At 50.9% G+C, this 20,654-nt stretch carries 19 protein-coding genes; 9 read left to right on the forward strand and 10 right to left on the reverse strand.

The annotated features are described in order from the left end of the window. Nucleotides 1–49: 49 nt before the first annotated feature. The 3 genes from NR177_RS15250 to NR177_RS15260 form a co-directional block, all read right to left on the reverse strand. Nucleotides 50–634 carry a fimbrial protein gene (locus tag NR177_RS15250; protein WP_145393776.1) on the reverse strand — a complete coding sequence of 195 codons (585 nt, stop codon included), beginning with the start codon at nucleotides 632–634 and terminating at the stop codon, nucleotides 50–52. A 624-nt stretch (nucleotides 635–1,258) separates the two neighbouring features. Then, entirely contained in the window at nucleotides 1,259–2,677 is a 1,419-nt protein-coding gene (locus NR177_RS15255; RefSeq protein ID WP_256853175.1) for a sugar porter family MFS transporter, read from the reverse strand. A 161-nt stretch (nucleotides 2,678–2,838) separates the two neighbouring features. Further along, complete coding sequence (locus NR177_RS15260; protein WP_256853176.1) at nucleotides 2,839–3,528, reverse strand: hypothetical protein; 690 nt, start codon at nucleotides 3,526–3,528, stop codon at nucleotides 2,839–2,841. 419 nt (nucleotides 3,529–3,947) lie between these two features. On the opposite strand from NR177_RS15260, the gene NR177_RS15265 reads away from it, so the two are divergent. The 4 genes from NR177_RS15265 (at nucleotide 3,948) to NR177_RS15280 (ending at nucleotide 7,953) form a co-directional block, all read left to right on the forward strand. Then, complete coding sequence (locus tag NR177_RS15265; protein ID WP_256853187.1) at nucleotides 3,948–4,358, forward strand: GNAT family N-acetyltransferase; 411 nt, start codon at nucleotides 3,948–3,950, stop codon at nucleotides 4,356–4,358. A 494-nt stretch (nucleotides 4,359–4,852) separates the two neighbouring features. After that, nucleotides 4,853–5,023, forward strand: coding sequence for a hypothetical protein (locus tag NR177_RS15270; RefSeq protein WP_256853177.1), 171 nt, complete (start codon nucleotides 4,853–4,855; stop codon nucleotides 5,021–5,023). A gap of 267 nt (nucleotides 5,024–5,290) precedes the next feature. Then, the gene (locus tag NR177_RS15275; protein WP_063881122.1) at nucleotides 5,291–6,901 is read left to right on the forward strand and encodes an FAD-NAD(P)-binding protein; all 1,611 of its coding nucleotides are present in this window, start codon (nucleotides 5,291–5,293) and stop codon (nucleotides 6,899–6,901) included. A 641-nt stretch (nucleotides 6,902–7,542) separates the two neighbouring features. Continuing rightward, complete coding sequence (locus tag NR177_RS15280; protein WP_063878714.1) at nucleotides 7,543–7,953, forward strand: hypothetical protein; 411 nt, start codon at nucleotides 7,543–7,545, stop codon at nucleotides 7,951–7,953. A gap of 158 nt (nucleotides 7,954–8,111) precedes the next feature. Here NR177_RS15280 and NR177_RS15285 read toward each other — a convergent pair whose 3' ends face one another. The 4 genes from NR177_RS15285 to NR177_RS15300 all read right to left on the reverse strand — a co-directional run bounded on the left by NR177_RS15285 (nucleotide 8,112) and on the right by NR177_RS15300 (nucleotide 12,449). After that, nucleotides 8,112–8,810, reverse strand: a complete 699-nt coding sequence (locus NR177_RS15285) for a DUF1868 domain-containing protein (protein WP_256853178.1) — start codon at nucleotides 8,808–8,810, stop codon at nucleotides 8,112–8,114. A 298-nt stretch (nucleotides 8,811–9,108) separates the two neighbouring features. Beyond that, nucleotides 9,109–9,378, reverse strand: coding sequence for a hypothetical protein (locus NR177_RS15290; protein ID WP_145393771.1), 270 nt, complete (start codon nucleotides 9,376–9,378; stop codon nucleotides 9,109–9,111). Between the two features lie 105 nt (nucleotides 9,379–9,483). Next, a complete protein-coding gene (locus NR177_RS15295; protein WP_256853179.1) occupies nucleotides 9,484–10,467 on the reverse strand; it encodes an HlyD family secretion protein in 984 nt (327 codons plus the stop codon). Between the two features lie 353 nt (nucleotides 10,468–10,820). Further along, a complete protein-coding gene (locus tag NR177_RS15300; RefSeq protein ID WP_256853180.1) occupies nucleotides 10,821–12,449 on the reverse strand; it encodes an ABC transporter substrate-binding protein in 1,629 nt (542 codons plus the stop codon). Nucleotides 12,450–12,956: 507 nt separating this feature from the next. On the opposite strand from NR177_RS15300, the gene NR177_RS15305 reads away from it, so the two are divergent. The 4 genes from NR177_RS15305 to NR177_RS15320 all read left to right on the forward strand — a co-directional run bounded on the left by NR177_RS15305 (nucleotide 12,957) and on the right by NR177_RS15320 (nucleotide 18,212). After that, nucleotides 12,957–13,103 carry a hypothetical protein gene (locus tag NR177_RS15305; protein ID WP_164484305.1) on the forward strand — a complete coding sequence of 49 codons (147 nt, stop codon included), beginning with the start codon at nucleotides 12,957–12,959 and terminating at the stop codon, nucleotides 13,101–13,103. Between the two features lie 154 nt (nucleotides 13,104–13,257). Then, nucleotides 13,258–13,695 (forward strand): DcrB-related protein, encoded by a 438-nt coding sequence (locus NR177_RS15310; RefSeq protein ID WP_256853181.1) that lies wholly within the window; start codon nucleotides 13,258–13,260, stop codon nucleotides 13,693–13,695. Between the two features lie 17 nt (nucleotides 13,696–13,712). Then, nucleotides 13,713–17,921, forward strand: coding sequence for an RHS repeat-associated core domain-containing protein (locus NR177_RS15315; RefSeq protein ID WP_256853182.1), 4,209 nt, complete (start codon nucleotides 13,713–13,715; stop codon nucleotides 17,919–17,921). Next, nucleotides 17,922–18,212, forward strand: coding sequence for a hypothetical protein (locus NR177_RS15320; RefSeq protein WP_145393768.1), 291 nt, complete (start codon nucleotides 17,922–17,924; stop codon nucleotides 18,210–18,212). A 328-nt stretch (nucleotides 18,213–18,540) separates the two neighbouring features. Here NR177_RS15320 and NR177_RS15325 read toward each other — a convergent pair whose 3' ends face one another. The 3 genes from NR177_RS15325 to NR177_RS15335 form a co-directional block, all read right to left on the reverse strand. Then, the gene (locus tag NR177_RS15325) at nucleotides 18,541–18,771 is read right to left on the reverse strand and encodes a DUF2569 family protein (protein WP_256853183.1); all 231 of its coding nucleotides are present in this window, start codon (nucleotides 18,769–18,771) and stop codon (nucleotides 18,541–18,543) included. A 525-nt stretch (nucleotides 18,772–19,296) separates the two neighbouring features. Next, nucleotides 19,297–19,542: an immunity protein gene (locus NR177_RS15330; protein WP_256853184.1), complete on the reverse strand. Its 246-nt coding sequence runs from the start codon at nucleotides 19,540–19,542 to the stop codon at nucleotides 19,297–19,299. Further along, nucleotides 19,539–20,483, reverse strand: a complete 945-nt coding sequence (locus NR177_RS15335; RefSeq protein WP_256853185.1) for a VENN motif pre-toxin domain-containing protein — start codon at nucleotides 20,481–20,483, stop codon at nucleotides 19,539–19,541. The genes NR177_RS15330 and NR177_RS15335 overlap by 4 nt, the downstream gene beginning before the upstream one ends. Here NR177_RS15335 and NR177_RS15340 point away from each other — a divergent pair. Beyond that, nucleotides 20,475–20,654 (forward strand): hypothetical protein (locus NR177_RS15340; protein WP_256853186.1); only part of this gene is annotated, 180 nt, incomplete at its 3' end. The two genes, NR177_RS15335 and NR177_RS15340, sit on opposite strands and share 9 nt — an antisense overlap.

Below are 20,654 nucleotides of genomic sequence, written 5' to 3' on the forward strand. Positions count from 1 at the left end.
AACATCCCTGGCCAATGCCCAGGGATGTTTTATCAGCTCTGGCGTTAACTTATTCGTAAGCCAGCGTGAAGTCTGCGATAGAGGTGAATTCACCTGTAGTCACTTTGTCACCCAGACCCTGCAGGTATGCAGAGAAGCCCATGGTGTTGTCGCCTTCAATTAACTCACGTGCTGTGGTGGTACCACCCACTGGGATTTTGTTGCTTGATGCATCGGTAATCACCACGCCAGCACCTGAAGCGGTACCAGTAATACCAAACCAGGTGTTGTCACCTTCAACGGCAGGTGAACCACCGAAAGTTACTGTTACTGCTGGCGCAGTGGTAGTAACGACATCTTTGCCATCTGTACCTTCTGACGTGGTGCTGTTCGTGGTGCAGTGCTGCAGGTCAATCTGGAAATTGACAGGTTTTGAAACGCCACTGTCAGCAAGCTGAGAAGCGGCAATCTGGCCCAGAGAGACTTCCTGATCGGAGGTTTCAGGGCTGATAGAGCACGCTGCGTCAATGATTGAACCGGTAAAGGTAATACGGCCCTGGCCCTGGTTAGCGACGTCATCTGCTGCATAAACATTTGAAACAGCAACCATGCTTAAAGTCAGAGCCAGAACAGACGCGAGCTTATTCATTTTCATTACATTCAATCCCATGTATTTAACAATTTGCCAAAATTCAAAGCCAAAAACGGTGGAGTTTTCTTAAAGAAATTCATCCCGGAGGCGAAAAGTGCTTACTGGTTTGTAAGGTTCGATTCAGCCCAACCCCATAATTGGCGAGAAGAATTATCTGCAAAAAAATAAAAACTTAGAAGATAAAGCATAAATAATGGCAAAAACGACATCCTCAAGCCAAAAATCAGCATAAAAAAAGAATAAAAATCCAAAGGAAGAGTGAGCAAACAACATAATGAGGAATGATGCATCGTCAAATAGAATAAAACGACACACTGCTTTAGCAGCCGTACTTGTAGCATATCGCACACATATAATTAACAATTCGAATACACGCCGGACGATGATGACATCAAATACATTTTCAGTGATGCGCGAGAAGTTTTATAACTGCTATGCTGGTTTATTAGTTATCCGGGTTTCATAAAGCATTGATAGATATTATTGCTTCTGAAAAACTGTAGGTAAGTCAGCTAAGTATTATGAAGTTTCAGTCCTTAACAGCATTACGTATCAGAAGGCATAATATTTTATATTACTGCTAAAAATGGCATCGTATAAACACGATGCCATTTCTGGACTGTTACGTTATTTTCCCAAATCCCGCAGCTTCTCACCCGCCATCAAATTCTTCTCAATCCGCTCCAGGGTCACATTCTTGGTTTCCGGCACCAGGTAAACCGTGATAACAATAAACAGCAGGTTAAACCCGGTATACAGCCAGAAGGTGCCCGCCGCGCCGATACTGCCCAACAGCGACAGAAAGGTCGCGCCGATAATCATATTCGCTACCCAGTTCGTGGTGGTCGAGCAGGTGATACCAAAGTCACGGCATTTGAGCGGCTGAATTTCAGAACACAGAATCCAGACGACAGGCGCTGCGCTCATGGCATATCCGCCAATACATAGCATGGTCATACCAACGGAAACCCAGGATAACCCGCTGCTGATCTCACCCTGCCCCGCTTTCATCAGGCAATAACCCAGTACCAGGGTGGCAAACGCCATGACAGAAAAGCCGATTTTCAGGACGGGTTTTCTGCCTGCTCTGTCCACCGTAAACACGGCAATAAAAGTGGCAAACATAAACGTCAGGCCGACCACGACCGTGGCAATCATTTGCTCCTGGGTACTTTTAAAGCCCGCCATTTTAAAAATCTGCGGCGCGTAATACATGATGATGTTCATGCCGGTAAACTGCTGCATGCCCTGTAACAACATCCCCAGGAATACCGCCCGTCTGACGTTGGGATTACGTTTGAATAATGCAAAGCCGCCCTGCTTCATGCGCAGGCTTTCACGTATGTCATTCAGCTCCTGGCGGGCCTTTTCTGAGGTATCCCGCAGCATCCGTAGCACTTCCTCTGCCTCCACATGCAGGCCTTTTGCCGCCAGCCAGCGCGGACTGTTAGGCAGGAAGATAACCATAATGAACAGGATAACCGCCGGTAAGGCCAGCACGCCCAGCATGGCGCGCCAGTTGCCACTGTAGCTGAACGCGGTATCGGACAGGAAAGCCAGCACAATGCCAAAGGTAATCATCAGCTGATAAAGGCTGATCATTTTTCCCCGCACGTTCTCCGTGGCCATCTCGGACAGATATAACGGTGCGGTATAAGACGCCACGCCCACCGCAACCCCCAGTAATACCCGAAAGCCCAGCAGCGCTTCCACACTGGTGGCAAAGGCAGAGCCCAGCGATCCCAGAATAAACAGCACGGCCCCGGCCATCAGACTGTATTTTCTGCCCAGGCTGTGTGACACCCAACCGTTGCAGATGGCACCAATAGCCGCCCCCAGCATCATGCTGCTCACCACCCATTCCTGCTCATGACTGCTTAAACGGAAGTGCTGAGTGATAAAGGGCAGTGCGCCCGAGATAACGCCGATATCCAGGCCAAAAAGTAATCCGGCCAGCGCCGCCGATATGGAGATAAACAGGTTCATACGCCGAACTTTTTGCTGGTGTTGGCTATTAATATTCAAAGTATTTACATGAGACATCATTAAGCTCCGCTTATACAGCATGCAATGTCCATACAGGATATAAAGCGGTGGCAAAGAAGGATGAGGGGAAATTCGTCCAGGATATGGACTATCCTACTGAGGCGAATATAAGTGTGACGGAGATCGCGCTAAGACGCGGCCTGTGTTTTTTGCACTTTATTTCAATCAGTTAAAAAATTTACATCTGACCAGTTATAGGTCGTTGCGGCCAGTCTGATTGTGCCCTGCACCGAACCGTAACACTGATGCTGGTTGGCAATAAAAAACGCGCGCAGGCTGGCTGGTAAGGTCGCGGCCTGATAACGCAGCAAGGTGGTGTGCCAGAACGCCGGCGGGCTGGTTTTTCCCGCATGCCTTTCTTGTAGCGGTTCACGCCATTCTCCCGACATCAATGTCTCCCAAAACAGCGCCCTTTCTGTCACGGCGAGCTCATCGGGTACGCCCGCCAGCAATAACTGGTCAGGAAGCGCCACCAGCCGCAGCATATCGACCTGCAGGTGGCGATGCTTAACGCTTTGATTGAAGGCTTTTTCCAGGCTTAGCGTAGAAGGCATCGTTTCACGGCGCTGATACTGTGCAGGCGTGACGGGAAGAAAGGTCACATGGAAATTATCTGGATGCATGATATCCGCCCTGGAATCTCCTGCAGTCAATGCGCCCAGCTCGTGGAGTAATGCGATTATTGCCGGATTCAGTGCAGGCCGGATGCCGCTGGTCAGTGCGTATAAATGTTCCGGGTAAAAAGATTTCGTTGCCGTACACGCCGAAGACGCATTCGCGCCCTGCCATTGGGTCAGCGTTTGGCGGGATCGTGCCGCGTAAATGCTTTCAAGATGATGACGCAGTTCCAATACATTCTCCTGATAAGCGTGAAGTGAGGCGGCATCATGTTATCCCCTCATTGATGACAGCCTTAATACTCCCGCTGAATTTTACACGCTTTTTGCAATAACGTGCGTTTGCTTAGTCCATGACATTATGGCTCCTCGGGGTTATGTAATACCCGGCATTTACCGGCTTTCGACAGGCAGGATTGATGTCCTTCTTGAAGCCGAAACGTTTATTTTTAAACGATCGCCCAATGATATAGTGCTGACATCCTGAAATAAGCGGCGACTACCCGATGGAAAACAGGCTTTTTTCGGCAGCGCGTATTCGAATTTGCGCACCCAGAGCGGAAGATATCGACACCATGGCATTGTGGTATTAGGACGATGTCTATCTTCGTTGCGTAGACACAGAGCCTGCTTTTCCGCTTTCTGCAGAGAAACTGGCCAAAATCATGATTCCCGCTGACAACGATTTTTATTTTCATATCAGAACAAAGGCCGATGACCGCCTGATTGGATTTGTCACATTGCACAGTATTGAATGGAATAATCAGCAGGCAAGCCTGGCAATGGGTATTGGACAGGCAAAAGATCGCGGACAGGGTTTTGGTGATGAAGGCCTGAAATTAATCATGCGCTATGCCTTTATGGAACTCAATTTGCATCGTCTGAGTCTGGAAGTCATTTCCTGTAATGCTCATGCGCTGAGTCTTTATGAAAGGAATGGGTTTGTTAAAGAAGGCGTGATCAGGCAGGCCGTTTATCGTGATAATAAGCGCTCCGATCGCGTGGCGATGGGTATTCTTCGCCCTGAATGGCTTGAAAATAATGGTCTGAACCCTATTAACTGAACATAGTCAGTTCAGCCACATCAAATAGCCGATGAGTCATCAGGCATTTTTTCTCCTGGCTTAAAACGGACAACGCGGTGCCGTCTGGTTAACCTTAACGCGCTGGCGGACAGCCTGGTCGCGTCTTAACTGATCCTTACATAACCCTTCTGCCGCACGCCATGGCGCATATTTTCTGTATCCTCCTCGCAGTGCCATTTTTCATACCGGATCATCGTCGTGCTAAGGCAATCTGACCCGCTATTCGGGTGAGGCTGAGCAGATTCAATGGTTGAACTAAGCGGCGCGCGAAATCAGGCTGATTTTCCCGTCCTTCCTTTGCCTGAGCCCTGATTCTGCTGCCGACATCCTCGAACGCTGTAATGCGGGATTCGCGATGCGGCCTGCGTTTGCCGTCTTCAACACAGACAGCCATCGCCGCATTGACTTCGCGGAAATACAAACCAGGCTTAAGAGGTCATTTTATTGTCCCTTTAATGCTCAAGAGGAAAGCCATGAAAAGCATATTCGCCGGTTTATTCATCATCTCCAGCCTGCTCGTCATGTCAGGTTGCCAGCAGGAAAGCGGTGCCATAGGTAATGATGGTCGTCCTCACGCGCCAAGCGGACAATCCGTTCCCGGCGGGCCATTAGGCAAAGGGCCGGTAGGCCAACCGCAGTCTTAAGAAAATCCGGCCCTGAGCCGGTTTTTTCTTTCCCACCTTAATTTCAGCTTACCTTTTCTCTTCGTCCAACTTGCCACGCTCGGAGCCTGACAGCCGCTGCGCTTAGTTTTCACGCCTATCCTTAGCCCGCGCAGTTCTGGAATAGTCGAGTAAACTTGATGATACCGGCGAGGAGAAAAACGTGCATGAATGCGTCGCCTTTCCTGCAGCATGCGCAAAACACAGCCTGTGACCGAACCCCATAACAATAACAAGGTGCGAACATCGATGAAAAAGATCGCGATAATCGGCGCCGGGCCAACCGGCATTTACACGTTTTATTCACTTCTGGGCCATAACGTGCCGCTTGCCATTTCCGTTTATGAACAAGGCGACGAGGCCGGCGTCGGCATGCCTTACAGCGATGAAGAGAACTCCCGGATGATGCTGGCAAACATCGCCAGTATCGAAATCCCCCCGGTGTTTATGACCTACATCGACTGGCTGCGCGCCCAGAGTGACAGCCATCTCAGGCGATATAATGTCGATCCCGGCGCTCTGCATATTCGCCAGTTTCTGCCGCGTATCCTGCTTGGCGAGTATTTCCGCGACCAGTTTCTGACACTGGTTTCCCGCGCCACAGAGCAAGGCTTTGAGGTAAAAATCCATGAGCGTTGTCAGGTCACCGATCTTGAGGCGACCGATGCAGGGGTAAAACTCTGGACGCAGGGCGAAGACTCACCTGAAACTTTTGATCAGGTGGTGATCGCAACAGGTCACGTCTGGCCGGACGACAGTGCGTCTACCCGCACCTATTTCCCCAGCCCCTGGTCTGGTCTGATGGAGGCCAGAATACCGGCCTGTGATGTCGGCATTATGGGCACCTCGCTGAGCGGCATTGATGCCGCCATGGCCGTGGCGATCCAGCATGGTGAGTTTGTGGAAGCCGATGATGAAGAGATCACCTTTACGCTGGATAAAGGCCATGAGGCGCTGAAGATCGTCCTGATGTCTCGCTCGGGCATTCTGCCGGAGGCCGACTTCTATTGCCCGATTCCCTATGAGCCGCTGAACGTGGTAACAGAGAGCGCCATCGACGACGCGATTGCTGCGGGCGCAGAGGGATTGCTCGATCGGGTGTTTGCGCTGATGGTGAAAGAGCTTGAAGAGGCGGCACCTGCGTGGAGTGAAGCGATTGCGTTGAAAACGCTTGATGTCGACCGTTTTCCGGAAGCCTGGTTTGCCAACCGACAGAAGCAGGACCCTTTCCACTGGGCCAGCACCAATCTGAATGAAGTTGAACGCAATAAACGCGACAGGCGAACCGTGCCGTGGCGCTATACCATTCTGCGGTTGCACGAAGTGGTTGAGGAAATCGTTCCCTTTCTTAACGAAAGCGACAGTAAACGCTTTTCAGGCGGCCTCGCCAAAGTGTTTATCGATAACTACGCGGCGATTCCTTCACAGTCGATCCGTCGGTTGCTGGCACTACGCGAGGCCGGCATTATCAGCATCCTTGCACTCGGCGAAGAGTATGAACTGCAAAGGCAGCAGACGAAAACGCGCATTGTTACCGGGGAGCAACAGCTCACGTTTGACGTGTTTATTGATGCGCGAGGACAGAAGGCGCTCAAAACTAAAGATCTGCCATTTGCCACACTGAAACAGCAGATCCAGCGCTGCGGCGATGAGATTCCTGATGTGGGTGATGATTATACCTTGCTGTCTCCCGCTTCCGCCCGGGGACGTATCGCCTTTGCCGCACTGCCCTATTTGATGCATGACCAGCCCTTTGTGCAGGGGCTGACGGTCTGTGCCGATATCGGGGCTGCGATTGCCAGTGCAATCGTTGAAACGCCCTCGCGCTCGCGGAAACGGCTGGCGTATGTTGAACTTTGAGCACAGTGTTTGCGATACAGACAGTCATTTTGCCGTGCAATTTCTGGTTGACCGCTTCATGCCTTGTACTGCTTTTACATAAGCTTTCGGATACGGGCATATCGCTATGAAAAGATATGCCCGCTAACGAGAATTCAACTTAGCTGCGCCTTGCCCTTTAACGCGTATGTTTAGCCGCACGCTATCCGGTCTGATGTGTGAATCGGTCTGATACAACAAATAGTAAAACAATGCTCCTGGAGGCTGTCATCACCGTGACGGAATTCATAGCTTATATACTGAATAGCCAGCCCCGGCATTCGCCTAATGGCGAATAAAATGTAGTGAGACGGGCCACCTTACCTGTGTTGAGCTTAAGGCTTATTAGCAGCCTCAGCTTTTACCCTTCTCTTTACCTTATGCTCACGCATTTCTCTCGATTCTCTCAGATCAATTGACCGTTAAGCCTGGTGGTAAGTACGTAAGCATTGCTCATTCACGCTCTCGAACAGAAACAGTTAGAGTCACTCTTACTCCTCACTAAACCAGAGAGGCTTAACAGAAAAAATCATCCACATTATTTACGAAGATCATTATCAGAAAATTGAAAACCGTGTTGGCTTCATAAAACTTCACCTGACATTGAAACAAGGATATTTTGTATGAAAACCAAAATTAATGCCTTATTACTATTATCCCTATTTTCTTTTGGCAGCCAGGCTGCCTCATTTACAATTAATGCAAAAGATCACTGTATCTACCCGCCATTAAGTAACGTCAGGGTGCAATCAGGTACCGCATTACAGTTTCAGTTGCAACCGGGTACCTATACTATGTCCTTGCTCTCAAATAACATGAGTTGTGCAAATGGTTCATTAAGCGATGGCTGCCAAATAAGCTCCGTCTATTTACAAGGCGGTTTAGGTAATGCTCGCTGGGGCACCACCGTTGGTAGCGCGCCCATCACCGTCAACGTGCCTACTACCGCAACCTTTATGGCGTTTGTGACAGACGATAACTGCGTTGACAATACAGGTAGTGCAACAATACAAGCAGATAAAGTTTCAAATTAATATATTCCGCGAGCTGTCTTATTGAGGCGACTCGCGGATTTTTTTAAACTTAAGCCTTTTAAATAATCTATAAAAAAATCATTTTATATAATTTTCACGCCGATTTAATCAGTGCTGTGCCGCAATGTTAGCCTCTTAGCAGCTAAAAGAAATTTTGATTATTCCAGCCTCAACAACGGCCTGTAACCCAACATATCCCGGAACGTACAAAACTCAGGCGCGCCCAGCTTAATAACCGGGGAAACCCGCATCAGTTTTTCCAGATACATTGCTCTTAACATCTGCAGCAGGCAGAGCTCCTCATCGACCGGTTTGTTGATGAGGTAGGACACGCTGATATGAAACTCGTAGACATCGTGATTGCTTCGTCTGCAGTGTAGTGTGCTGCTGAGCGCGTCGCGGAGTGAACGTATTTTGCTATTTTCCGCCCAGTCCAGGGGTGCCAGCGACAGGGAAACACCTTGCTTTAACGCCATTCCGCCAATGCGCATCTGCAAAGGTAAAGAAGGCGTTAGCCTGAAATCCGCCAGTTTTGCGGCAAACAGCCGATCGCACTCATCCATCGAAACATCAAGATTCAGATCTTGTGGCCAGGCCGGATGATACCGTGCCCGATCGTTGGTACCATTAAACACCGTCATGTGATAGCTCGACGGCGGCAGAAACGCATAACAGCGACCCAATCCTGCGGCTTTCATCGCGTCCACCATTTCGCCAGTTACACCGACCATCTCACTGTCCTGGGCCAGATGACAAATCAGCGTGTTTCCTCTGAAAGGCAGTACCTCACCTTTAGCGTTAAACTTTTCACCGATGGCATTCTCTTTCCACCCTTCCTGCTCCAGCACTTCTGACATGATTTAGGCTCCCGCGCATGATCGTGAACGCTTATCTGTGGCGTTTTAATGTCTGGACTGGATGACCACAGGCGATGTTATGACGTGAGGCCACAACGCTCTTTATGGCTCCCCATCTTCAGGATACCGCGCGATCATGACCGTTATCAGACAGCAGTGCCGGTGGAACAGGAGCGGGTAAGCAAGGCGTGGTTTTAAACGCACGGGGTCAGGACAGCGAGCGGGGGTTAACCCAGAGCAGGCAAAAAAACAAAACGGGATGTCATGCCATCACCGCCCAGCGCTATCGACGTCCTGACTATTTTTTCCGTAACAGTAAAACAGCAATTGCGGTTAGCACGCCCATCAATGGCATAGCGATAGCGCCCGAGAGAAAGTCGTAATGGTCATGGCGATTACTCCGGCGAATATCAGCAAAGCGGTTAAGCGCCTGATTACTGTTAACCGCACTCACCTCTTCAAATTGTTTTTCATAGCCCTTTTCTTCCAGCAGATAAGCGCCGTCCGCATCATTTCTTTCCAGAACAACGGTGTGCTGACCTTTTTGATAGAAACAGTAATCGGGCATTTTACGATTCGCCTGAAAGGGAAGTGAGAAATGAGGCTATCCTGCCGGGCTGATGGTGTAAATACATATTCTTCCCCTGTGCGTCAGCCACCAGCCTGAACCGGATTACACATTATGCGCTGAGACCGAATGATGCCCACTGCTGAAGGTATTACCGGCCTGGGCATTTACTCTTTGAAAATGCGGTTCGGCATGATTCTCCCTGGGCGTTACAGCGACGAGCTTACCGGATGTTAATCCAGTGATAGTGTTTTGCGAATTGCCGGATTCACCCGCGCCCGCTTTCGCGGGAATGGATTTTACCGAATCCTCAGAAGGCGTATAAAGCGCCTGCTGCAGGGTGCTTTCATTTTGTGAAAGGCTCTCATCCACCTGCGCCAGTTGGCGGCGCATAACGTTGAGCTTAACGGCGGTCGCCAGGGGTATTTGAAGCTGTTGATCGTTCAATACGCTTAACTGCTGACGGGCACCATACTGCTGCTGTAGCAGCGCACGGTACTGGCTCTCATAACCCCATACGGTCGATTGCTCCTGCTCAAACTGAAGCGTGGAGATGTACCCCTTTGCTAACAACGGCCGCCAGGTGTTGACCAGCTTTTGAGCCATACCGATTTGCGCCGATTCAATTTTAATTTGCTCTGCCAGCTGCGCAAGTTGACCATTCAGCATGGCTTGCTGGAAACGGCTGTCGCTGACCTGCTGAAACGCGAGTTGTTGGGTATGATCGATGTCCTGAAGCAGGCTGCTCTGTTCAAGCTTTAGCTGCGCACTGACGAGCCGAATCTTTTCCGCCGCCAGTTTAGCCTGGGCAGAGGCAAGCTCAAGTGAAGCTGTGGTGAGCGCAGCCTGGCGCTGGCTCAGCGTGGCATCTGACGCTGCGCTGGAAGTAGGCGGTCTTGGCAGCGCATGCGTTGCCGCCGCCAGCCGCGCGTGCAGCGGGTGGCTTTGCACGAAGCAGATCACGGTCATACTTCCCAGTACAAAAGACACCCAGTTCCGCCGGAGTAAAAGTACCCAAGGGGACAGCGTTTCACCGTACTCAGTGCTGGAAGAGTCAACTATCTGCTTCTTAAAAAATGGTTTTTCCATTTTTTACCTTCAATAAGTGCGTGGGGATATTACTGGGCAAGGCACCCGGTCACCGATGTTTTATACGTGCAGTTTATTCACGGCGGATCGGGTCATTGATTTACCTCAGCGCATAACATCCCATTTCCGCATGCAGTTTTAAAACAGAAGAACATTTCCAGTCGTTACCTTTTGCAAGCGAGTTTCAATCGGTGGGATTTAGCTGGGCGAAAATGTGCGTTGACTGCGTGGTGAAAGGGCGTTTTCCGGCGCTGACAGGAAAGGCCGGAGATTGCACCAGGCGGTCTGGGGCCAGAATCTGGCCCCAGATGAGTTAAAAGCGCCATTCGGATAAGAGCGAACAGCGACCAGCCTTACTTAACGAGATAAAGGTCCTTGGTGTAGTAGAACCCCAGATGTGAGGGTGCATAACCGCCGACCTTTGGATTGACCAACTTGTTGAGCGCACCATAGAAAACCGGTATGACCGGTGTATCTTTCGCGATAATGTCGCTGGCTTTCTGGTAGTCCTGGGTCACAGCGTGGGGATCGGTATCCATTCCTGCGGCTTTTACGGCCGCATCAAACCCTGTGCTGGCATAGCCTGAGCTATTTTGGCTGTCGCCACTGCGGAAGGTATTTAAAAAGGTAGAGGGCTCACTGTAGTCACCAATCCAGGTGTAACGCACCAGATCATATTGTCGCTGATGCATGGTATCTAACATGGTTTTCCATTCCTGGTTTTGCAGAGTGACCTTTGCACCTAATGTTTTACCCCACATGGAGGCCGCGGCAATAGCGATACGTTGGTTATCCTGATTGGTGTTGTAGAGCAGAGTAAAACTCAGAGGATGACTGGCGGAAAAACCGGCTTCACTGAGCAGCGTCTGCGCTTTTTTTACCCGTTGCGCCTGCGTCCAGCCGGCCCACTCAGGCGGCGACAGCGAGACCTCCCCCATGGACAGAGGGAGAACGGTATAAGCCGCTTTCTGTCCCATGCCAATGACTTTATCGGCGATGATGCCTTTATCCAGTGCCAAATCCAGCGCCTGACGCACGCGAGCATCGGTAAAGGGCGGTTTATGCGTATTAATTTGAAAGTAGAACACGCTATAAACAGCCGTGCTGTGAACCTCTTTGGGCCGCTCTTTTTTCATCCGCGCAAAATCAATGGCGGGAATATTCTCCGTAATCGTAATACCGCCAGCCAGGTAGCGGTTAAGCTCGGCTGAAACGTCGTGAATGGGTAAAAACGTCACCCGGTTAATTACGGTATGGGCATTATCCCAGTAACGATCGTTACGGGTCAGCGTAATTTTTTCATTTACCACCCACTGATCCAGTTTATACGCCCCGCTGCTGACCATGTTGCCCGGTCTGATCCAGGCATCGCCAAACTTTTTAATATTGTTTTCGCTGACCGGGAACAGGGAAGGATGCGCAACAAACTGCAGAAAATAGGATACCGGTTGATCCAGGGTGACCTGCACGGTGTGAGCGTCTAACGCTTTTACGCCCAGGCTGTCAGACGGGCTTTTACCGCCCGTTACCGCATCGGCATTAAGGATGTGCGCATAGTTAGCAAAAGACGCATAAGGCGAGGCGGTTTTTGGATCGGTCAGACGACGCCAGCTGAAGACGACATCTTCGGCGGTGAGAGGCGATCCGTCTGACCATGTCAGATCAGGGCGAAGATGAAAGGTCCAGACTTTGTTGTCGGTCGTTTCCCACGAACTCGCCAGTCCTGGCATGATTTTGCCCTCAGGATCTGTCCGCACCAACCCTTCAAACAGATCGTTAATCACAGCAAAAGCATCATTGGTTTCGGCTTTATCGACATCCAGGGTTGAAGGCTCATCACCGTTGCCCCGCACGATCTCCTGCACAGGGGCCAGCGCCACGCCATTGGGTACATTTGCCCCAAAGGCCACCGAAGAGAACGACAAACTCGTAAAAATTGCAGGTAAACACAGGCGGGCAACATATAAACGGCTCACGGACATTCGTCTGATTCCTTTTTGCTAAGTGATAATGTGACTTTGTACCACGACCATTGCAATTTGTGGGCCAGGGGCGAGGGTTTGTGCCATGCCAGTCTGCGGTCGGTTCGCGACTAAAACCGCGTAGCGGTGCACACTTCTGATGCAAAGAAGCACGTCACCGCTCAAATGTGACGCCGCCGTGAACCCTGGATTGCGTTACTCCGCCTCACGGGCGCATCTGTTTTGTGCACCAAGACAAATATATGCACCAGGACAAATAAGGGCAGCCTGCGGTAATACACGCCGTGGTCTGGTTATAAGATGATGGGCAACACCGCTAACGGGTTGTCCAGACCTTCATAAGGTAAAGCCCGCAACACTGGCAGATAAAACAGGCTGGCTGTCGGTCTGCGCCCCGAACGCGTCGGTTAACGAAACTTTTACGTTATCCTGCCGAGCCTTTTTCATCCGCCACATACTTGTACAGGCAGGGCCTGATAGAGTCATTCACATCAATCAGGAGCCCGTATGAAAAAAGTGATTCTGTTCGTTATCGCGTTAGCAAGTGTTTCTGCCCTGTCGGGCTGCATCTGGCCATACTGGGGACCCGGCGGCGGCCCGGGACAGATGGGACCAGGTGGCGGTGGCGGTCCTGGCGGCGGCCCGCACAGGTAACCCATTATGGCCTCGCCATGAGGCCATTATCCCTTTGCCGATAAGGATTATTCTGACATTCCAGCCAGGCCCTCTTCCCGCCCGTGCCTTTGCTGGAGATTCCCCGCTTTTCATGACAAACTTGAGCACATCTTAAGGATAAGGAATGTGTACGATGTCAGGCTCAAACATCGCTTGTCTGTTTACGGAAGGTCAAATCACACTGCCTGAGGATTATCAGGACCGCACGGTTAATGCTTTCACCGCTTCTGCTGCCAATGCCCCCGCTTTTACTCTCTCACGCGATACGCTCGCCGACGGTGAAGCGCTGCCTGCGTACATCGATCGTCAGTTAACGCTGATGCAAAAACACATTAAGGGATGGAAACAGACTGAACGTGGCCCTGCCGTACTGGGTGACGATCTGCTTAAAGGCGAATGCGTGCACGCTAATTTTTTGCGTGACGGCAAACGCACCTGGCAACAGCAGTCGGTCTTCACGCCGGATAATCACAAAGTGCTGGTCTTTACCATGACCTCCATGTCCACCATCAGTGACGCTGATCAGGCACAGTTTCAAACGCTGCTTAAAAGTTTTCGCTTTAACGCTTAACGACAAGGGCAATTAACATGTTTGAAGCTGCACGCCTCGGCGATGATATCGGTCACTCTCATGCGCTGGCAGGCATGATTGCGGGTACCCTCGTCGGTGGATTGATCGCTGCGGCAGGCGGTATTGCGGCGGGTGCATTGATGGTCGCCGGCCTAGGCGCATCCTGTCTCGGCGTTGGCGTATTGTTGGTCGGGCTCAGCATCGGCGTGGGTTATCTCACCGGAGAACTGGCTACCGCCGCCCGGGATGGGATAGCGGATGCCGGCGCGGCCAGCATGACCAAAAAAGGCACGATTACTACCGGCTCACCCAACGTGTTTGTTAACAGTAAACCTGCCGCCATGGCCACCAACAGCATAGTGGCCTGCTCGGACGATGGTCCGCAGCAGATGGCGGAAGGTTCCTCCCGGGTTTATATCAACGGCCTGCCTGCAGCACGTATCGACGATCGCACCACCTGCGATGCAAAAGTGATGACGGGCTCTGACAACGTCTACATCGGCGGCGAACCTGAGCAAACGCTCCCCATCAAGCCCGAAGTGCCTGAATGGGCCTATAAAGCATCGGACCTCACCCTGCTGTTTGCCGGCCTGACCGGTGGCGTGGGCGGCGCGGCTGGCAAGGTCGGGGCGCTGGGTAAATTACTGAGCAAGATTCCCGGCATCAACAAAATCGCCCGAGTGGCCTGCCGTGCTGGTGCCTTGATGACCGGTGTGGCGGCCGCAGGTATTGTTGCCCGCCCGGTGGATATCGTCAGCGGCCAGAAATTTCTCAGCGGCGACGATGAGCTGGATTTTGTGCTCCCTTCCAGGCTGCCCGTTAGCTGGCAGCGTTACTGGCGCAGCGGTAATCCCGGCGACAGCATATTGGGCCGTGGCTGGAACCTGTTCTGGGAAACCCGGCTGGAGCACTATCAGGATGGACTGGTCTGGCGCGCGCCATCCGGCGATTACGTCTCTTTCCCTCGGGTACCAAAGGGCCAGCGGACTTACTGCGAAGCGGAAAAACGCTGGCTGGAACATCACCGTGACGACAGCTGGTCGCTGTATGACATCAGCGGCGAGCGCTGGCATTTTATGCCATTGCCCGACGACGGCCCCTCTCTTCCCCTTTGCCTCACCGACCCCTGCGGCAACCAGATAACCTTTGACTGGAACCCCGATCATACGTTGAACGCGCTGACAGACAGCGCCAGTCAGCGCGTGGTATGTCGCTATGCCGATAACAGGCTTAGCGGAGCCTGGCTGGATGACGAAATTTGTCTGGTCAGTTACGCTTATGACGATATGGGCCAGCTCGTTACGGTAACGGGCCGGGGCGGTAGCGTGCGTCGACGCTTCCAGTGGCGCGACGGCCTGATGGTCGCTCATGAGGATACAAACGGCCTGCTGAGTGAGTATCGCTGGCAGACAATTGATGGTTTGCCCCGTGTGGTGGCCTTCCGTCACAGCGGCGGCGAGCAGCTGGATTTTGAGTACGATTTTGATAATGGCATCCGACGCGCGCGGCGTGATGACGGCGTTGAGGCGCACTGGTTGATCGACGATGACGATAACGTCGCCCGCTTTACCGATTTCGATGGTCGCCAGACAATGCTGGTTTATCGCGCGGGCGAGCTGTGCGATGTCATTCTGCCCGGCGGGGCTATGCGCTGCAGCAACTGGGACCGCTATGGTCGCATGACGCAGGAGATCGACCCGGTTGGACGACGAACCACCCGGCACTGGTTCCGCATGACCGATCGTATCATCCGTACCGATTATCCTGATCTTACTGCTACCCAGGCGGCTTACGATCTTAACGTTCGCCTGCTCAGTGAAACTGATGCGCTCAATAACATCACCACCTATCACTATCCTGATGACACAGAAGTGCTGCCAGACAGCATCATCGATGCAACGGGCGGCGTGGTAAAGCTGGAATGGAACCGGCAAGGACTGCTGACACGGCGTACCGACTGCTCCGGCAGCGTAACGACGTTCAGCTATGACCGATTTGGTCAGCTTATCCGCAGCGTAGATGCTGAAGGCCATGTTACAGCGCGCGAATGGAATGACAGTGGGCAACTGTGCGCCATCATTCATCCGGACGGCAGCCGTGAAACCCTGCACTGGAATCACCAGGGGCAGCTCAGCGCGTGGCGCGATCCGCTGGAAGCCGAGGTGCGCTGGACCTATAACGCGCTGGGTTTACCGGTGAGCCTGACAGACCGGATTGGTCGCACACGTCGCTGGCATTATGATGCACGTGGCAATGTGCTCCGTCTGGAAAACGGCAACGGCGGTGAATACCGATTTACCTGCGATCCGCTCGGTCGTCCATTGAGTGAAATCCGACCTGATAAAACCTCGCGTAATCTGGAATGGAACGCGCAGGGTTTTCTCAGCGGTTTACAGGAAAACGGCAAGCCCGCTCTCGATGGTGGCGCAGCCCGTCGCTGGCAGCACTTTCGCTACGACGACAGCGGCCTGATGACCGGACGCACGACGCAGCATGCCGAATACCACTATCGCCGCCACCGGAGCGGACAGCTCGCCGGCCTGGTTCGTACCCCGACTGCAGAGGGGATCGCGCTCGGTATCGAAGAGGATGAAATCGCCTTCACCTATGACGCAGCAGGCCAGTTATTATCCGAGTCCGGTATAAACGGAAAACTGGATTACGAATGGGATGCCCTCGGCAACCTCACCCATCTGACCCTGCCGGGGGAACAGCAGCTTGCCTGGCTGCACTATGGCTCTGGCCATGTCAGCGCCATCCGCTTTAATCAGCAACTGGTCAGTGAATTTACCCGCGACCGTCTGCACCGGGAAATTCGCCGCAGTCAGGGCGCAAGGGAGCAGGCGCGCCAGTACGACAGTCTTGGCAGGCGCACGATGCAGCGCAGTGAATTGCATAGCCAGGTGGTGCTGCCGGAAAAAGCCATTCTGGAACGCGCTTTCCGCTATTCGGCACGCAGTGAACTGGAGTCTGTCAGTGATACGCTGCGCGGCGACATTATCTATGGTTACGATGATGAAGGCCGCCTGCTGAAGCACTATGAAGCCAGACAGGGCCACAGCACATCGCATTTTGCTTACGATAACGCGGACAACCTGGCGGCAAACGACGATGCACTGCACGCGTTGCCGGTTACCGACAACCGGCTGCATCACTGGCAGAATCTGTTTATGAAATATGACGGCTGGGGCAACCTGGTCCGTCGCCGTAGCGGCCTGCACGAGCAGCATTTTACCTATGATGCCGAAAACCGGCTCATCACCGCCAAAGACAATGGTCCGGACGGCGAATTTACCGCACACTATCATTACGATGCGCTGGGCAGACGCACCCGCAAAGTAGTCAGAAGCCGGCACGATCGCAAAGAAACCCGTTTCCTCTGGCAGGGCTATCGTCTGTTACAGGAGCAGCAGGATAACGGCCAGTGCCAGACCTATGTGTACGATCCCAACGAGGCCTGGAGCCCGCTGGCGCGCATCGACCATATGGCAGACGGCGGTCGGGGCGATGTATTGTGGTTCAATACCGATCTCAATGGGGCGCCGCTGGAGATAACCGATGAACGCGGCGACATCCGCTGGAGCGGCCAGTACGGCAGTTTTGGTGAAGTGCGCCGGCAGACAGAGGGCTTTACCCGGCTGGCGAAACAGTCTGCACGGCCCCATCAGCCGCTGCGCTATGCGGGCCAGTATGCGGACAGCGAAACCGGTCTACACTACAATCTGTTTCGCTATTACGACCCGCAGGTGGGACGGTTCACGGTTCAGGACCCGATAGGGCTGGAAGGCGGCTGGAACCTGTATCAGTATGCGCCGAACCCGCTGAGCTGGGTGGATCCGCTGGGGTTGAGCCAATGTTCAAGCGCGTCAGGACAGTTACCTGAATTAAGAGGAAAATCAGTTAATAAAATAGAGAAGACTCTTTCGCATAATGGTTTTAGCCAAACTAAAGTGAGCAATAGTGCAGCAAGAAATCAAGTATGGAAGCATTCAGATGGTTCTGAGGTACGCATTCATCCATATGGTAATCAATCGATGAATATGAGAAATGGTAATTTGACACCAAAATCTGGTTTGAATGGCCATATTCATAAAGAAAATCCTGCAGGTGATCAACTTGATGATCTTGGAAATATTTCCACCAATCCTGATTTAACACACATCGGAATTCGGAACCCAGCAGATTACCCTAATATAAGAAACAGGCCGCATGGGAGTGGAAGGTAAATGAGTTATGAATTTAAATTAGCAAGTTCCATAAGCAGCAAGGAACTATTTGAACATATAAATTTCGTACTGGAATCATCAATCGATCTCGATAAAACTTTTACAAACGATAATTCTGTAGCTTATAAATATAAAAACTCAGAATCAGGCTGGGATGCAGACGTTGAGTTATGCTATGAAAAAACTAATGTTTTTTTAAATGTACATGCGGGCAATGCAAAAAAAATAATCAATTCAATCAGAGTTCACCTGGAAGAAAATAACACTTCACTCACGATAGAAGAAGAGTAACATTTTCGGGAGGATAATCCCCTCCCGAATATTCACAAGGAATCATAAAAACATCAACCGGTATCAAAAGACGCTATTTATGAGGTATTTACTTTAATTAAAAATGCGCAAGGAAGTATAATTCCTATCAATTAAAGCTTACAACCCACCGTAATTAAGTGTTTGTCTGACAAAGGAAAAAATCTGCCTGTAAGTAACCGGGAGCTTCATTTTAAAAATATCATCCCAATTAAAAATCAAGCCCCATCTCTGTAGTTGGGCTTTGAAAGCTGAGCATACACCTACTAGTTTTCACATCTTTAATTAAAAATAAAACACGCTTATCATACTAATTGCTAAAAACCAAGTTAATTCTCCTTGAGAAAATGAAATAAGGCATCCATATCAAAAACCCAAAAACACCACTAACCAATAATAGGATATCACCCTGATCTAATTTCATATTAAAAAGAGCATTTGGTAGCACAGTTAGATATAGCGCAACCATAAACCCTGTAACATAATAAACGGTCATGATTCTGCGGGTACTTTTTTTTCGTCTAAAAAAACCACGCCGCATACATAGAGATGAAAAAAGCCAATACAAACAAAATGAACGCACCTATTGAATAATAGGATAAAAACCCTGTCTTCTTAAAAACGAGAATAAATGCTAACGATGAATGTAGATACATAGCACTACCAAGCATCCCTAAAATGAGTCCTGAAGCGGGTAGATAAAGTAATGCATTGATTTTACATTATTCTGTTTCTTCACAGCCATAACACAAACCTGATTCTTTATTGGCTTCATGAAGCCGACATTGTATGCATTTCATTTCTCTCCCCTTAAACAGGTATTGTTAAAATTTTTATTAATACTAAACCGATAATTTAAACACCGTAAAGTAACGATATTTGCAACCTTCGTAAACCAGAACTCTTTGACTTGGTTCAATGCACTGACACAAATGCATTACTGCTTTTATTCGATTCCTCCCAGTGTTATCAACTTATTAGCCCAGTCGGGGTATTTATCGCCGCTCTTAATTTTACCAATGACTTTACCCAGCCTATTGGAAGAGGTAACACCTATCAAATTATTTCACCCATTACTTTCTTTAAACTTAGACAAAATCCATATACCTGCTCCAGTAGACATACCTAAAACCCCGCCTCTTTTGATTGAAAAAAGTACATCATCGTGCCAGCTAAAGATGAAAGAACCATTCTTTAAGTAAACTATAATTGCAGCACATAAGCAGCCAGATAAAATAGCAAGTGTCATAAATATGATAAAAATGACCTGTAAGATAAGGAAGCTTTTTAAACCATAATTCTTAGATTTCATTTCTTGTTTTTTCCATCTTTTAACTTATCTTCAACTCGGCTGCCTGTTACTTCACTGACTACAGAACCACCAATAGAAGCTGCTATACCTGCAGTCTTATCTGAAACTATTGGTATATATTTATTCCCAACCTCTACAGCTTTACTACCAGTAGCACCAAACACCGTACCAATTGCTGCGCCAGCCACAGTAGGAATGACATCCTTATCCTGCAACTTAGCTCCTGCATATGCACCAGTTACACTTGCCGCTTCCGTAAACCAGAACCCTTTACCCTGAGTTACTCCGCTTATACCTGTGGCTATAAGTGCATCAGTTGCACTGAACGGTTCCCCACTATTTAGCTGATTAAACACATTAGCCGCACCGCCGATAGCGCCAGCACCGATAACACTTCCCGCTGTTGCTGTTGCTGGCAAAAGAACTGGCGCCACAACCGTGCTCGCTCCAGCGCCCCACGCTGTTAACAAGCCAGTTGCCGCATTCTGACCAGCAGGTAATTGCCCCGTCACAAGCTTATCAGAAGCATATTTAATTTCTTCTGACGTTGCCGGATTCAGCACTTTGCCATTTTCATCGGTGAGATTGGTATTATTTACCAGCGCTCCCTGAGCCTGGACATTCTTCCAGAAGCCAGAGCCAAAATTTTCCAGGCCGGTCAGCGCATTATTCTCAACCGCATTCTTACCCGCCAGCGCGCCCGTCGCCGCACCCGCCGTACTGCCGCTGCTCACGCCTGCTGCTATTCCTGACGCCAGCGTCGCCAGCGCGCTCAGATTCGCCTTCTGGTCCGGACTCAGTTTATCACTGTCTGCCGTGCCGTAAAGGACCAGCGCGATGGCCGGTGCCGCCAGCTCTCCCGTTACCGCACCGGTGGCGCCTGCTGCTGCGCTGCCGCCGCTCAGCTCGGCGACCACGCCGCCCAGTAGTGCGTGCGCCATCAGGTTATTCAGTTTCTGTGCGTTTGTCAGTTCACCATAGGGCGCATTACCGGTGGTGATTTCCCTGACCTTTGCAGCCAGGTAAGGGGCCGCACCCTGCGCCAGTGCAGCCTTTATGTCACCGCCCGCCAGCGCCTGCAGGGCGTTGACTACCGCGTTGACCCCGGTGCG

It is taken from the genome of Pantoea sp. Fr+CA_20 (assembly GCF_024520835.1).
GTDB lineage: Bacteria > Pseudomonadota > Gammaproteobacteria > Enterobacterales > Enterobacteriaceae > Pantoea > Pantoea allii.

What these genes read in the sequence shown, in the direction of transcription:
- NR177_RS15250 (WP_145393776.1), bottom strand. Translation starts at nt 634, where the DNA reads ATGAAAATGAATAAGCTCGCGTCTGTTCTGGCTCTGACTTTAAGCATG.
- NR177_RS15255 (WP_256853175.1), bottom strand. Translation starts at nt 2,677, where the DNA reads ATGATGTCTCATGTAAATACTTTGAATATTAATAGCCAACACCAGCAA.
- NR177_RS15270 (WP_256853177.1), top strand. Translation starts at nt 4,853, where the DNA reads ATGAAAAGCATATTCGCCGGTTTATTCATCATCTCCAGCCTGCTCGTC.
- NR177_RS15275 (WP_063881122.1), top strand. Translation starts at nt 5,291, where the DNA reads ATGAAAAAGATCGCGATAATCGGCGCCGGGCCAACCGGCATTTACACG.
- NR177_RS15280 (WP_063878714.1), top strand. Translation starts at nt 7,543, where the DNA reads ATGAAAACCAAAATTAATGCCTTATTACTATTATCCCTATTTTCTTTT.
- NR177_RS15285 (WP_256853178.1), bottom strand. Translation starts at nt 8,810, where the DNA reads ATGTCAGAAGTGCTGGAGCAGGAAGGGTGGAAAGAGAATGCCATCGGT.
- NR177_RS15290 (WP_145393771.1), bottom strand. Translation starts at nt 9,378, where the DNA reads ATGCCCGATTACTGTTTCTATCAAAAAGGTCAGCACACCGTTGTTCTG.
- NR177_RS15295 (WP_256853179.1), bottom strand. Translation starts at nt 10,467, where the DNA reads ATGGAAAAACCATTTTTTAAGAAGCAGATAGTTGACTCTTCCAGCACT.
- NR177_RS15300 (WP_256853180.1), bottom strand. Translation starts at nt 12,449, where the DNA reads ATGTCCGTGAGCCGTTTATATGTTGCCCGCCTGTGTTTACCTGCAATT.
- NR177_RS15305 (WP_164484305.1), top strand. Translation starts at nt 12,957, where the DNA reads ATGAAAAAAGTGATTCTGTTCGTTATCGCGTTAGCAAGTGTTTCTGCC.
- NR177_RS15310 (WP_256853181.1), top strand. Translation starts at nt 13,258, where the DNA reads ATGTCAGGCTCAAACATCGCTTGTCTGTTTACGGAAGGTCAAATCACA.
- NR177_RS15315 (WP_256853182.1), top strand. Translation starts at nt 13,713, where the DNA reads ATGTTTGAAGCTGCACGCCTCGGCGATGATATCGGTCACTCTCATGCG.
- NR177_RS15320 (WP_145393768.1), top strand. Translation starts at nt 17,922, where the DNA reads ATGAGTTATGAATTTAAATTAGCAAGTTCCATAAGCAGCAAGGAACTA.
- NR177_RS15325 (WP_256853183.1), bottom strand. Translation starts at nt 18,771, where the DNA reads ATGCGGCGTGGTTTTTTTAGACGAAAAAAAAGTACCCGCAGAATCATG.
- NR177_RS15330 (WP_256853184.1), bottom strand. Translation starts at nt 19,542, where the DNA reads ATGAAATCTAAGAATTATGGTTTAAAAAGCTTCCTTATCTTACAGGTC.
- NR177_RS15335 (WP_256853185.1), bottom strand. Translation starts at nt 20,483, where the DNA reads ATGGCGCACGCACTACTGGGCGGCGTGGTCGCCGAGCTGAGCGGCGGC.